The following is an 11,676-nucleotide window of genomic DNA, read 5'->3' on the forward strand; positions in this document are numbered from 1 at the left end:
GCGGGGGGCCCTCGCCCGCCCCTGCTGTTCTCGTTAGCGGGCCCCCCGTAGCGCGGCAGGCACCCCCCCCCCGGCCGGGGGCCGTAGCCCCGTAAAACCCCCCCCGCGGCGGCCCCCCCCCCGGGGGCCGTCGGCGGGGTGAGCCCTCGCTCAGCGCGGGTGAACGAGACCGTGCCGGACCAGTCCGGCCACCACGGTCATCGCCGCGCTCTCGAAGTCGGGGGTCGCGGCGTCGCCGGTTTCGCCGAAGGCCAGCAGTTCGAGGAGTTCGCGCAGGGGGAGGCCGTCAGGGCGCATCCCGGCCAGCAGTGCGGCGGTGGTGTCGTCGACCTCGTGCTGCCAGCGCGGGCCGTCGCCGCGGTGCAGCCGGGCCACCGCCTGCGCCCAGCCCGCGTCGCCGGGGAGATAGACGCGTTCCAGCGCGGTGGCCGGATCGACCTGGTAGCGCGAGTCGAGGAGGAGGTCGGGATCGGCGGCCGCGGCGCGCAGCCAGGCCGAGCGCTCGAAGTAGGCGATGGCCTCGGGGCCGAGCGGGTCGTCGAAGCCGTGGGTGAGGTCCTCGGCGAGCAGTTCGGTCGGGCCGTCGGTGGCGCGCAGGTAGACGAAACCGAAGCCGATGCCCTCGACGTCGGCGTCACGGAAGGCGTCGAGCCAGCGTTCGGCGCGGGCCTGGGCGGCGCCCTCGCGCGGATCCAACCCGGCGTCGCGCAGCCAGGTACCGACGTAGAGGGCCGGATCGGCGATGTCGCGCTGCACGATCCAGGCGTCGATACCGTGGTCGGGCAGCCAGCTCGCGACGCGGCTGCGCCAGTCCTGGCCGTCGAGGTGCACCCAGGAGGCGAGCAGTGCCGCGGTGCCGCCCGGGTTCAGCAGGTCCGGGAGGCCGGAGATGACGAGTTGGCTCGCGCCGTCGAGGGCGAGGCCGGAGTCGCGGTAGGTGTGCTCGACGCGGGCCGGGCCGACCACGAACGGGGGATTGGCCACCACCTGGTCGAAGCGGCGGCCGGCCACCGGTTCGAACCAGGAGCCTTCCAGCAGTTCGATATCGAGGTCGTTGAGCGCGGCGGTGGCCTCGGCCAGCCAGAGGGCGCGCTTGTTCACGTCGGTGCCGGTGACGGTGCGGCCGTAGGCGGCGGCGTGCACGGCCTGCACGCCGCAGCCGGTGCCCAGATCCAGGACGGTGCCGACCGGGCGGGTCGGGGTGGCGCGCAGCAGCGACAGCGAGGCATGGCCGACGCCGAGCACGTGATCGGCGTCGAGGCTGCGGCGGCGCATGGAATCGTCGAGGTCGGACAGCACCCAGCGGGTGCCCTCGCCGAGATCGAGGGGACGCAGATCCAGGGCGGCGCGGACCTCGTCGCCGTCGCGCTCCAGCAGCCCCGCCGCGGTGGCGCGGTCGATGCTCACCGGCGAAAGGGCTACTGCCGCTTCACGTTCGGGGACCGGATCGCCGAGCAGCAGCAGGCGCACCAGGGTGCCGAGCTCGCCGAGATCAGCGGCGGCGCGGCGGACGGGGACCGGTTCACCGCGGCCGAGGGCGGCGTGGGCGGCGTCGCCCAGCGCCTCGAGCAGGGTGTCCGCGTCGTAGCGGACGCGGGTCAGCGCCGCGCGTAGGTCGGGCGCGAGGTCGGCGAGCAGGGACGAGGTGGTCGTCTGATTCGTCGGCATGAGGGGGAACTCTGCCACCGCAACCGATGGGCATCCGGCAGCGGGCCCGGTTCGCCCGACCGGATCGCGGGGGAACCGGTTGGTAGCTGGCCGCCGGACCCCATGAATTTCGGCTCACTTATCGATGAACTTGCGATCTCACCTGCGGTTATTCGACCCGCTCGCGACCACCTTCGTTGCTACTGTGACCGGGATCACCAGGAGGTATCGCAGTTGACAACTGAATCCCAGACCGGCCGTCCGGATCCCGACTTGACCGAGGTCTACGACAGCCCCGAGTTCCAGCGCCTGCGGCATCGCTTCCGGCGCTTCGTCTTCCCCATGACCGCTCTGTTCCTGGCCTGGTACGCGCTGTACGTGCTGCTCGCCGACTACGCGCACGACTTCATGTCGCACAAGGTGGGCGGGAACATCACCGTCGGGCTGATCTTCGGCCTGCTGCAGTTCCTTTCCACGTTCGTCATCACCGGCCTCTACGTGCGCTACGCCGACCGCACCCTCGACCCGATGGCCGAGCAGATCCGTGCCGAACTGGAAGGACCGACCCGATGACCGTGTATCTGGCAGCGGCCGTGGAGGGCAGCCGGCCCGGGCTCAACATCACCATCTTCGCGATCTTCGTGGTCATCACGCTGGGCATCGTGGTGTGGGCCAGCCGCGACAACCGCACGGCCGCAGACTATTACGCCGCCGGGCGCGCCTTCTCCGGGCCACAGAACGGCATCGCCATCTCCGGCGACTATCTGTCGGCCGCCAGCTTCCTGGGCATCGCCGGGGCCATCGCGGTGTACGGCTACGACGGCTTCCTCTATTCCATCGGGTTCCTGGTGGCCTGGCTGCTGGCGCTGCTGCTGGTCGCCGAATTACTCCGCAATACCGGCAAATTCACCCTCGGTGACGTGCTGGCCTTCCGGATGCGGCAGCGGCCGGTGCGGGCGGCGGCGGCCACCTCCACGCTGGCGGTGAGCCTGTTCTATCTGCTCGCGCAGATGGCCGGAGCGGGCGTGCTGATCTCGCTGCTGCTGGGCGTATCCGGTTCGGCGGGACAGAACCTGGTGATCGCCGTCGTCGGTGCGATCATGATCGTCTACGTGCTCGTCGGCGGTATGAAGGGCACCACCTGGGTGCAGATCGTCAAGGCGGTACTGCTGATCGGCGCGGCCGCGGCCATGACCGTGTGGGTGCTGGGGCGCTACGACTTCAATTTCTCGAGCCTGCTGCACGATGCGGTGAACCATGGCGGCAAGACCGGCGCGAAGCTGCTCGAGCCGGGCTTCAAGTACGGCAAGAACGGCACCAGCAAGCTCGACTTTCTTTCACTGGCACTGGCTCTGGTACTGGGGACGGCGGGGTTGCCGCACGTGCTGATGCGGTTCTACACGGTGCCGACGGCCAAGGAGGCGCGCCGGTCGGTGGTGTGGGCGATCGGCCTGATCGGGGTCTTCTATCTGTTCACGCTGGTGCTGGGGTACGGCGCGGGCGCGCTGGTGGGGCCGGAGAAGATCGCCAAGGCGCCGGGCAAGGAGAACGCGGCCGCGCCGCTGCTGGCCCTGGAACTGGGTGGGCCGGTGCTGTTGGGATTCGTTGCGGCCGTGGCGTTCGCGACGATTCTGGCGGTGGTCGCGGGCCTGACCATCACGGCGTCGGCGTCCTTCGCCCATGACGTGTACGCCAATGTCATCAAGCGCGGGAACGGCGACAGCAGGGACGGCGAGGTGCGGGTCGCGCGGATCACCGCGGTGGTGATCGGGGCGCTGGCCATTGTGGGCGGCATTCTGGCAAAGAATCAGAATGTGGCGTTCCTGGTGGCGCTGGCCTTCGCGGTGGCGGCCTCGGCAAACCTACCGACCATTCTGTATTCGTTGTTCTGGCGGCGCTTCAACACCGCCGGCGCACTGTGGAGCATCTATGGCGGACTGGCCGTCACGATCGTGTTGATCGTGTTCTCCCCGGCGGTCTCCGGAGCTCCCACCGCGATGATCAAATCCCATGACTTCCACTGGTTCCCGCTCGCCAACCCGGGGTTGGTGTCCATCCCGGTTTCGTTCGCTCTGGGCTGGCTGGGAACCGTGCTGTCGAGGGAACATGACGATGTCAAGTACGCCGAGATGCAGGTGCGGTCGCTGACCGGCACCGGAGCGGAAAAGGCTGTGCAACACTGACGTCCGAATAAAGTGGCGGAAAGTTCGCTGAAAAGCGTTTCAGAATTTCAAGATCAACAATTTGAAGATCAAAAATACTGCCCCGCAACGAGGTTGGGCTGTGTATGCTATTGATCATGCACGGCCCCACTACGAGGTGGGATGACGGCGAGGCGGTGTCGTATTGGACCTCAACAGGCTACGGATGCGTAGAGCGAGCGCTATTGCAATCGCTGTCGGCATACTGGCATTGATGGTCACAGGGGCGTTCGATCGATTGTTGCTGGGTGTTTTCATGGCCACCGGTCTGACGCTCGGCTGGGTGAACGCCCGGCTTACCTGGATGTCCATCGTGCGCATCACGGATGCGGAAACACCCAGCAAACAGAAATTGGCGCTGTCCTCGGCGTCGCGGTTGCTCATTCTGACCGCGTTGTCGATTGTGGCGGCATTCCTGACCCGGCCCTACGGCGTCGGAATCTTCTTCGGGCTGGCGGCCTTTCAGCTGATTCTGGTACTCCATACCGCTCTGCCCGAGGTGAAAGGGCTTCGACAGCAGTCATGAGCATTCCCGTCGCTTCCCTCGCCCATTCGTCGGCGCCGGCGCTGCTGGCCGCCGAGGATTCCTCGGGGGAGTCCAAGATCCATGTCGGCGACCACGCCCAGGCGCATCTGCTGGGCATGACCTTCAATGTGGATACCATCGTGTCCACGGGGGTGGCCGCGCTGATCGTACTGGGCCTGGCCTTCTACCTGCGTGTGAAGATCACCTCCGGGGTGCCCAACGGGGTGCAGCTGTTCTTCGAGACGATCACGGTCCAGATGCGCAGCCAGGTGGAGACTGCGATCGGTATGAAGGTCGCGCCGTTCGTGCTGCCGCTGGCGGTCACGCTGTTCACCTTCATCCTGCTCTCGAACTGGTTGTCCGTCTTGCCCGTTCAGTACGGTTCGGGGGAATTGATCGCGCCGCCGGCGTCCGATTTCAATTTCACGCTGTCGCTCGCGTTGTTCGTGTTCCTGCTCTATCACGCCGCGGGCGCGTGGCGGCGCGGCCCGGGCGGGCACGTGAAACAGTTGCTGAAGGGCCACACCGGCTGGGGCCCCATGGTTTTCATCAATGTGGTCGAGGAAATCGCCAAACCGCTGTCGCTCTCGTTGCGACTGTTCGGCAACATGTTCGCGGGCGGCGTCATGGTTTCGGTTATCACGTTGTTCCCCTTCTGGATCAGCTGGGGCCCGAATGCGATCTGGAAGCTCTTCGACCTGTTCGTCGGAGCCATTCAGGCATTCATCTTCGCTCTGCTGACCATCCTCTACTTCAGCCAGTCGATGTCGCTGGAGAGTGAAAACCACTGAGCGGCTTCAGCTGTTCAGCGCTATAACCCTTTGTCAAAGGAAGTGAAAAATGGCAGACCCAGCAACCGCGAGTATCGTCCAGGGCGCTCTCATCGGCGGCGGCATCATTCTGGCGGGCGGTGCCATCGGCGCGGGTATCGGTGACGGTCTGGCCGGCGCCGCTCTGATCAACGGTGTCACCCGGCAGCCGGAGGCGGAGGGCCGCCTGCGCGTGAACTTCTTCCTGACCGTGGGTCTGGTCGAAGCGGCATACTTCATCAATCTAGCGTTCATGGCATTGTTCGTATTCGCTACTCCCGGTAAGTAGACGTCATCATGTCTCCCAGAACGGATGTGGAGGCCGCGGGGAACTTCCTCGTTCCCAACGGCACCTTCTTCGCTGAGTTATTGATCTTCCTGGTCGTGCTCGGAGTCATCTGGTTCTTCGTGGTTCCGCCCATACGAAAGGTGCTGGCGGAGCGGGAGGCACGTGTCGAGGTCACGACGGCGACTGCCAAGGAAGCCAGCGAAACCTTCGCCGAGGCCGAGGCGCGCTACGAGTCCGCGCTCGAGAAAGCCCGTACGGAAGCGGCCGACATCCGCAACCAGGCCCGGGCCCAAGGGCGCGCGATCCTCGAGGAAATGCGCGGCGAGGCACAGAAAGAGGCCGACCAGATCGTGGCCGAGTCCACGGCGCACCTCCGCGCCGAGGCCGACCAGGTCGCCGCCGAACTACGCGAAGCCGTCGAACCACTCGCTCAGGACCTGGCCGGCCGGGTCCTGGGTGGGAACGATCGTGCCCGGACCAGCGCGGGCCAGCAGAGAGGACGGGGGTCTGCATGATCCTCACCGATACCCATCTCGCCGAGGGTATTTACAACATCACCTTCGATTGGCCCGTCTTCTTCAGCCAGCTGTTCGGCTTCGCTGTCATCGTGTGGTTCTTCGTGAAATACGTTGTGCCACCCGTGAAGAGGATTATGAACAACGCTCAGGACCAGATCCGGCGGCAACTCGAGGAGAGCGAGGCGGCGGCGCAGCGACTGGCCACCGCCAAGGCTGCCTACGACAATGCCCTCGCCGAGGCGCAGGCCGAACTCGACCGCATGCGCGAAGAGGCCCGGGCCGACGCCGACCGCATCATCGCGCAGATGCGCGAGGCCGCCGCGGCCGAGGTGGAGCGGGTGCGCAAGCAGGGCCGCGATCAGATCCTGCAGTACCGCAGGCAGATGATCCGCGACCTGGAGCAGGATCTGGCCGCCGCCATGCTCGCTCTCACCGAGGAGAAGGTGCGCGAGCAGATCGGTTCGCCGCAGGCGCGGGCCGACAGCATCGAGAAGTTCCTCGAGGATCTCGAGGCGCTGGCCAACTCTGGCGAAGCGGCACGCCGCCAGCCGCAGACCGAGCGCAAGTAGCAGGTTCGGCTACGTCGAAGCCCCTGCGTGCTTCCCGGCTCCGAGGAGCCTCGGAGCATGCGGGGGCTTCGACGATCCCGCGCCTCAGGCCGGCCGGCGGCCGGTCAGGCAGTAGGGCTGGCCGGCGGGGTCCGCCATGACGATCCAGTGCTTGCCGAGTTCGGCGCGGTGTGCGCCCAGCTGCTCGTGCCAGGTCGCCGTGGCCTCGATGTCGGTGCAGGCGATGTCCGGGTGCGCGGACGTGGGGCGGTCGTCGCCGAGGCGTTGCAGCAGCAGGTCGATCGGGAGGCCGGGACGCGCGGAGAGGCGGGCGAATTCCGGCAGGGTGCTGGGGCGCCAGGACCATTCGGTCAGGTCGGTCCAGAAGCGGGCCTCGGTCTCGTAGTCGCTCGCGCCGATGTCGAGGCAGATCTGGTCCAGCCGGCTGCGGTCGCCGGCGGGGCCGGTCACGGTCGGGGTGAGCGGGCCCGCGGAATCGCGGAAAGGCGTGAAGCAGAAGGGCATTCCGGCGGGGGAGTGCACGACGGCGTACCCGATGCGCGAGGTGAGGATGTAGTCCGCGGCGAGGGTGGCGCCCAGCTCCTGGGCACGCTCGGTGGCCGCGCCGACATCGTCGACGTCGAGGTCCAGATGCACGCGCGCGGGGCCGCCGATCGCCTGCATCTTGACCGTCGCGGCCCCGGAATCCGGTAGCAGCGTGACGAATTCGTCGCGTTCGCCCCGCGGCGCCGAGAGCTCGGTGCCGGTGACCGTGGTCCAGAACCGGGCGCTGTCGTCGAATTGTGCGGCGGGACGGTCCAGGAAGGCCCACATCCAGCGAATCGTCATGCTGTCTCCAGGGTTTCGCGCTTACGGAAGGTCTTGCGGTAGGTCAGCGGCGGCACGCCCAGCTCCAGGCGCATATGGTGGCGCAGCGAGGCGGAGGTGCCCATGCCCGCACTGCGTGCCACCTCGTCGACGGTCAGGTCGGTGGTCTCCAGCAGGTGCCGGGCGTGCCGGACCCGCTGCTGCAGGATCCACGCGCCCGGCGCCATGCCGGTCTCGGCCTTGAATCGGCGGGTGAAGGTGCGCACGCTCATATGAGCATGCGCGGCAAGGGAGTTCAGGTCCAGCTCCCGGTCCAGCGCCCAGCGGCGGGTGGGCGCGGTGCCCTCGCTGCCCGACTCCGGGACCTGCCGCTCGATGAACTGCGACTGCCCGCCGTCACGCCAGGGCGGCACCACGCAGTAGCGGGCCGCGCCATTGGCGGCGGCGCTGCCGTGATCGGTGCGAATCAGATCCAGGCACAGATCGATGCCGGCCGCCAATCCGGCTGAGGACCAGACGTTTCCGTCCTGCACGAACAACAGGTTCTCATCGAGCAGAACCTTCGGGTAGAGGGCGCGGAACCGGTCGGCGAACTGCCAGTGGGTGGTGGCGCGGCGGCCGTCCAGCAGGCCCGCCGCGCCGAGCACGAACGCGCCGGTGCAGATGGAGACGACGCGGGCGTCCGGCCGGATGGTGGCCAGCGCCTCGGCCACCCGGGGCGGCAGCGTGCCCTCCTGCCGCGGCTGGGTGATGCGGGTGCCGGGCACGATCACGGTGTCGGCACGGGCCAGCAGCTCGGGGCCGAATTCCGGGATGACGGTGTATCCGCCGGTGGCGACCACACCGCCGGTGTCGACGCCGCAGGTGTGCACCTCGTAGAGCGGGTTGCCGTCCTCGTCGACGGCGGCGCCGAGCACCACCGGCGGGATCGACATGTCGAAGCCGACGGTCGGTTCCAGGACGAGGACGGCGACCAGATGCGGTGTCGGCACGATGCTCCTCTCGTGATGGCTGGATCTTGACGCATTGTGGCATTCTGGCCACTCGTGGCGGAAGGGCTTTTCGGTCACCCTCGATCGGGTGAGCGAACTGAAGGACGATCTCGGCCGGGAATCATCGGGTGGCACAACCCCGTTGGACGCCGGCTCGGCCACGAGCGGCGCACTGCAGCCCGACGCACCCGCGACCGGGCGGCCGGGGCCGCATCCGGCGTGGATCGTGGCGGTGGTGGGTTTCATCGCGCTGCTGGGCGCGGCCGGCTTCCGCTCGGTGCCCGGTGTGCTCATGGACCCGCTGCACGAGGAGTTCGGCTGGTCGCACGGCACCATCGGCGCGGCGGTGTCGGTGAATGTGCTGCTGTACGGCCTGATCTCGCCGTTCGCGGCGGCGCTCATGGATCGCTTCGGTATTCGCCGGGTAGTGGCGTGCGCGCTGGTGCTGATCGCGGCGGGCAGCGGACTGACGGTGTTCATGACCCGGCCGTGGCAGCTCATGGCGACCTGGGGCCTGCTGGTGGGCGTCGGCGTGGGCTCGATGTCCATGCCGTTCGTGGCCACCATCACCGGGCGCTGGTTCGTGAAGCATCGCGGCCTGGTGACCGGCGTGCTCACCGCCGCGGGCGCGACCGGGCAGCTGGTCTTCCTGCCGCTGATCGCGAGCCTGGCCCGCGATCACGGTTGGCGCACACCGTCTCTCGTGGTGTCGGCGACGGCGCTGGCGGTGGTGCCGCTGGTGCTGCTGTTCATCCGCGACTTCCCCAGCGACGCCGGGGTGCGGGCCTACGGCGCCGAACCGGGCAGCGGAGTCGGAGTGCGCACCTCGGCGCCGGGTGGCGCGGCCCGCGCGGTGACGGTGCTGGCGACCATTGTCCGCAAGCCCGTGTTCTGGCTGCTGGCAGGCGGTTTCGCCATCTGCGGTGCATCCACCAACGGTCTGATCGGCACCCACTTCGTGAGTGCCGCCCACGATCACGGCATGCCCGCAACCACCGCGGCCGGATTGCTGGCGACGGTGGGCATCTTCGATGTCGCCGGCACCATCGCCTCGGGCTGGCTCACCGACCGCGTGGACTCCCGCTACCTGCTGGTCGCCTACTACTCGCTGCGCGGCATCTCACTGCTGTTCCTGCCGATCCTCTTCGGACCCGACGTACACCCCAGCATGTGGGCCTTCATCATCTTCTACGGCCTCGACTGGATCGCCACCGTCCCGCCCACGGTCGCCCTGTGCCGCGCCCACTTCGGCGCGGACGGACCCGTCGCCTTCGGCTGGGTCTTCGCCTCCCACCAGATCGGCGCCGCCCTGGCCGCTTTCGGTGCGGGCGTCATCCGCGACGTACAGGGCAGCTACACCTTGGCCTGGTTCATCGCGGGCGGGTTGTGCGGGCTGGCGGCCCTGCTGTCAGCGGGGATTCGTCCGCGCTAACCGTCGATTGCCTTGTGCGGCCGTGATTCCAGTGCCGCCTGATCGCGTCGTCCGTCCCAGCGGCTGGGCTCGTCCTTGGTGCGGGGCGGGCGGTCGTTGGCAATGAGGACCGCGATCCACGGCAGCGGGATGGAGACGCCGATGATCAGGAGCGAGAGCCACCAGCTGTGCCACACGCTGTAGGCGACGGCAGCGCCGATCAGGCATGGAATGCGCAACGACATGATGGTGATGTACCGCCGCACCCGGTCGCGATGCTGTTGCTCGAGCGAGGGCGCGGCCTCGGTGATCAGCGCCGGATGCTGTTTCTCCTCGCCCGGGAAGTAGCCCTGCGACTGGCGCGGTGGTTTCGGGATGGAACCGGCGGGATGGAACTCGACGTCCGGGCGATCCTCACCGCTCATGCCGTCGGCCTGGGATTCGCCGTCACGCTGCATACCCCGAGTCTTCCACTACCGCGCGTCGGATGCACATGCCGCCTGGCATGATTGAACCGTGAGCGCAGACACCCTGGTCCGTCCGGACGAGACCACCGACGAGTCGACCGACAACGACACTCCCAAGGTCTTCCATTACGTCAAGAAGGAAAAGATCGCCGAGTCCGCGGTCATGGGCACCCACGTGGTAGCCCTCTGCGGCGAGGTCTTCCCGGTCACCCGTTCCGCCAAGCCGGGTTCCCCGGTCTGCCCGGACTGCAAGCGAATCTACGAAATGATGAAGCGGGACTGACCGGTCTGGTCGACAGGCATCCCGTGAACGGCTCAGCGCGATGACCACGGCACGTGAGGTTCCCGATCCGTGGTCAGGCTCGCGCAGCACTCCGCACTGGGTTCCCGCCCGCGGATTGGCCAATGGGCTGAATTCACACTCCTGGGCAGTCCTCGCCGACTTGGCCGAGTCGCAGGTCTACCGAGTGCTCTTCGCGCTGATCGACGCGGGAATCGCAGCCTACGTCCTGCCTGTGCGCACGACCGTGCTGGAGCGCGGCGATCCGGAGGTCGTGTGGCGGCTCTGGGTCGACATCCCGCGGTATCGCGCGGCGGAGGATTTGTTGATGGAGTTGCTGCGCTACGGCCGCTCTCGGCGCCGGCCGAAACCGGTGCAGGGCCGTCGTCGGCGTCGGCGAGTGCCCCTGGTTCGCAAGCCGCAGTGAGCCCCCGGGGCGGCACGTAATGCATCCACACCAGACCGTCGCGTGCGCGGCGCGCAATTCCGGCGGACGTGTTCAGGCTGCGGTGTCGGTGTGCGGCAGTGCGTCGAGGGAGGGCAGGGGACGCTCGCAGATCTCGTGCGCGTCGTCCGCGGAGAGTCCGAACATGCGCAGCAGGTCTTCGGTGATCTGATCGGTCGCCTCGGCGTCGTCGCGTGCGGGCTGCTCGTGCAGGAGCTGGCCGAGGCAGATGGCGGCGCCGGTGACGATGGTCATGGCCAGCTCGGTATCGCGGACGTCGAATCGTCCGGCACGGACACCGGCCTCGATATCGCGGCGGGCGCGGGGCGCGAGGCCCTTCTCGGAGCGCGCCAGCTGCAGGCCGTTGTTGATCAGGACCTTGCTGAGCATCGGGTTGCGCCGGTGCAGGCGCCCGGTGAGCCGGAAGCTCTGGGCGAAGACCTGCGCCGGGTCGTCGAGGTTTTCGCAGAGGGTGTCGAGCACGACGCCGTACAGATCGAGTGCTTCCTCGACAGCGGCCTCGAACAGTTCTTCCCGGGTTTGGAAGTGGTTGTAGAACGACCCCATCCCGACGTCGGCGGCCTGGGTGATCTCCAAGATCGGCACGCTGAGCTTGCCCGCCGCGAGGAACGATTGCGCCGCCCTCACGAGCGCCGCGCGGGTACGCGCCTTCCGGCGCTCCAGGCGATTGGGTTGCCCGGATTGCGTGACCATC

The 11,676-nt window shown here is 67.9% G+C and carries 15 protein-coding genes; 10 read left to right on the plus strand and 5 right to left on the minus strand.

Annotation, left to right across the window (positions count from 1 at the left end):
• Positions 1 to 150 precede the first annotated feature (150 nt).
• Positions 151 to 1,668: a methyltransferase gene (locus ACFXIV_RS00625; protein WP_379401589.1), complete on the minus strand. Its 1,518-nt coding sequence runs from the start codon at positions 1,666 to 1,668 to the stop codon at positions 151 to 153.
• A 213-nt stretch (positions 1,669 to 1,881) separates the two neighbouring features.
• Here ACFXIV_RS00625 and ACFXIV_RS00630 point away from each other — a divergent pair, with 213 nt between their 5' ends.
• From ACFXIV_RS00630 to ACFXIV_RS00660, 7 genes are all read left to right on the plus strand, one after another.
• Entirely contained in the window at positions 1,882 to 2,220 is a 339-nt protein-coding gene (locus tag ACFXIV_RS00630) for a DUF485 domain-containing protein (protein ID WP_379401590.1), read from the plus strand.
• Positions 2,217 to 3,830: a cation acetate symporter gene (locus ACFXIV_RS00635; RefSeq protein WP_379401591.1), complete on the plus strand. Its 1,614-nt coding sequence runs from the start codon at positions 2,217 to 2,219 to the stop codon at positions 3,828 to 3,830. Before ACFXIV_RS00630 ends, ACFXIV_RS00635 begins: the two co-directional genes overlap by 4 nt.
• A gap of 163 nt (positions 3,831 to 3,993) precedes the next feature.
• Positions 3,994 to 4,374, plus strand: coding sequence for a hypothetical protein (locus tag ACFXIV_RS00640; RefSeq protein ID WP_379401592.1), 381 nt, complete (start codon positions 3,994 to 3,996; stop codon positions 4,372 to 4,374).
• Complete coding sequence (gene atpB, locus ACFXIV_RS00645; protein ID WP_379401593.1) at positions 4,371 to 5,165, plus strand: F0F1 ATP synthase subunit A; 795 nt, start codon at positions 4,371 to 4,373, stop codon at positions 5,163 to 5,165. The genes ACFXIV_RS00640 and atpB overlap by 4 nt, the downstream gene beginning before the upstream one ends.
• Positions 5,166 to 5,214: 49 nt before the next feature.
• On the plus strand, positions 5,215 to 5,472 hold the full coding sequence (locus tag ACFXIV_RS00650; RefSeq protein WP_040810042.1) for a F0F1 ATP synthase subunit C: 258 nt from the start codon (positions 5,215 to 5,217) through the stop codon (positions 5,470 to 5,472).
• Positions 5,473 to 5,480: 8 nt separating this feature from the next.
• Positions 5,481 to 5,987 (plus strand): F0F1 ATP synthase subunit B, encoded by a 507-nt coding sequence (locus ACFXIV_RS00655; RefSeq protein ID WP_364618757.1) that lies wholly within the window; start codon positions 5,481 to 5,483, stop codon positions 5,985 to 5,987.
• The gene (locus ACFXIV_RS00660; protein WP_379401594.1) at positions 5,984 to 6,559 is read left to right on the plus strand and encodes a hypothetical protein; all 576 of its coding nucleotides are present in this window, start codon (positions 5,984 to 5,986) and stop codon (positions 6,557 to 6,559) included. The genes ACFXIV_RS00655 and ACFXIV_RS00660 overlap by 4 nt, the downstream gene beginning before the upstream one ends.
• Before the next feature lie 84 nt (positions 6,560 to 6,643).
• Here the strand turns inward: ACFXIV_RS00660 and ACFXIV_RS00665 are convergent, their stop codons facing one another.
• Positions 6,644 to 7,387, minus strand: coding sequence for a VOC family protein (locus ACFXIV_RS00665; protein ID WP_379401595.1), 744 nt, complete (start codon positions 7,385 to 7,387; stop codon positions 6,644 to 6,646).
• Positions 7,384 to 8,358, minus strand: a complete 975-nt coding sequence (locus tag ACFXIV_RS00670) for a GlxA family transcriptional regulator (protein ID WP_379401596.1) — start codon at positions 8,356 to 8,358, stop codon at positions 7,384 to 7,386. Before ACFXIV_RS00670 ends, ACFXIV_RS00665 begins: the two co-directional genes overlap by 4 nt.
• 172 nt (positions 8,359 to 8,530) lie before the next feature.
• Between ACFXIV_RS00670 and ACFXIV_RS00675 the strand changes: the two genes are divergently transcribed.
• The gene (locus ACFXIV_RS00675) at positions 8,531 to 9,790 is read left to right on the plus strand and encodes an MFS transporter (RefSeq protein WP_379401624.1); all 1,260 of its coding nucleotides are present in this window, start codon (positions 8,531 to 8,533) and stop codon (positions 9,788 to 9,790) included.
• Here ACFXIV_RS00675 and ACFXIV_RS00680 read toward each other — a convergent pair.
• Complete coding sequence (locus ACFXIV_RS00680; RefSeq protein ID WP_379401597.1) at positions 9,787 to 10,227, minus strand: DUF3099 domain-containing protein; 441 nt, start codon at positions 10,225 to 10,227, stop codon at positions 9,787 to 9,789. The two genes, ACFXIV_RS00675 and ACFXIV_RS00680, sit on opposite strands and share 4 nt — an antisense overlap.
• Before the next feature lie 58 nt (positions 10,228 to 10,285).
• On the opposite strand from ACFXIV_RS00680, the gene ACFXIV_RS00685 reads away from it, so the two are divergent.
• Both ACFXIV_RS00685 and ACFXIV_RS00690 read left to right on the plus strand, forming a co-directional pair.
• Complete coding sequence (locus ACFXIV_RS00685; protein ID WP_354837011.1) at positions 10,286 to 10,519, plus strand: DUF3039 domain-containing protein; 234 nt, start codon at positions 10,286 to 10,288, stop codon at positions 10,517 to 10,519.
• A gap of 40 nt (positions 10,520 to 10,559) precedes the next feature.
• Positions 10,560 to 10,943: a hypothetical protein gene (locus ACFXIV_RS00690; RefSeq protein ID WP_379401598.1), complete on the plus strand. Its 384-nt coding sequence runs from the start codon at positions 10,560 to 10,562 to the stop codon at positions 10,941 to 10,943.
• Positions 10,944 to 11,015: 72 nt separating this feature from the next.
• Here the strand turns inward: ACFXIV_RS00690 and ACFXIV_RS00695 are convergent, their stop codons facing one another.
• Entirely contained in the window at positions 11,016 to 11,675 is a 660-nt protein-coding gene (locus ACFXIV_RS00695) for a TetR/AcrR family transcriptional regulator (RefSeq protein WP_379401599.1), read from the minus strand.
• Between the last annotated feature and the right edge of the window lies 1 nt (position 11,676).

Origin of the sequence: Nocardia sp. NPDC059236 (genome assembly GCF_042754085.1) — a bacterium.
GTDB lineage: Bacteria > Actinomycetota > Actinomycetes > Mycobacteriales > Mycobacteriaceae > Nocardia.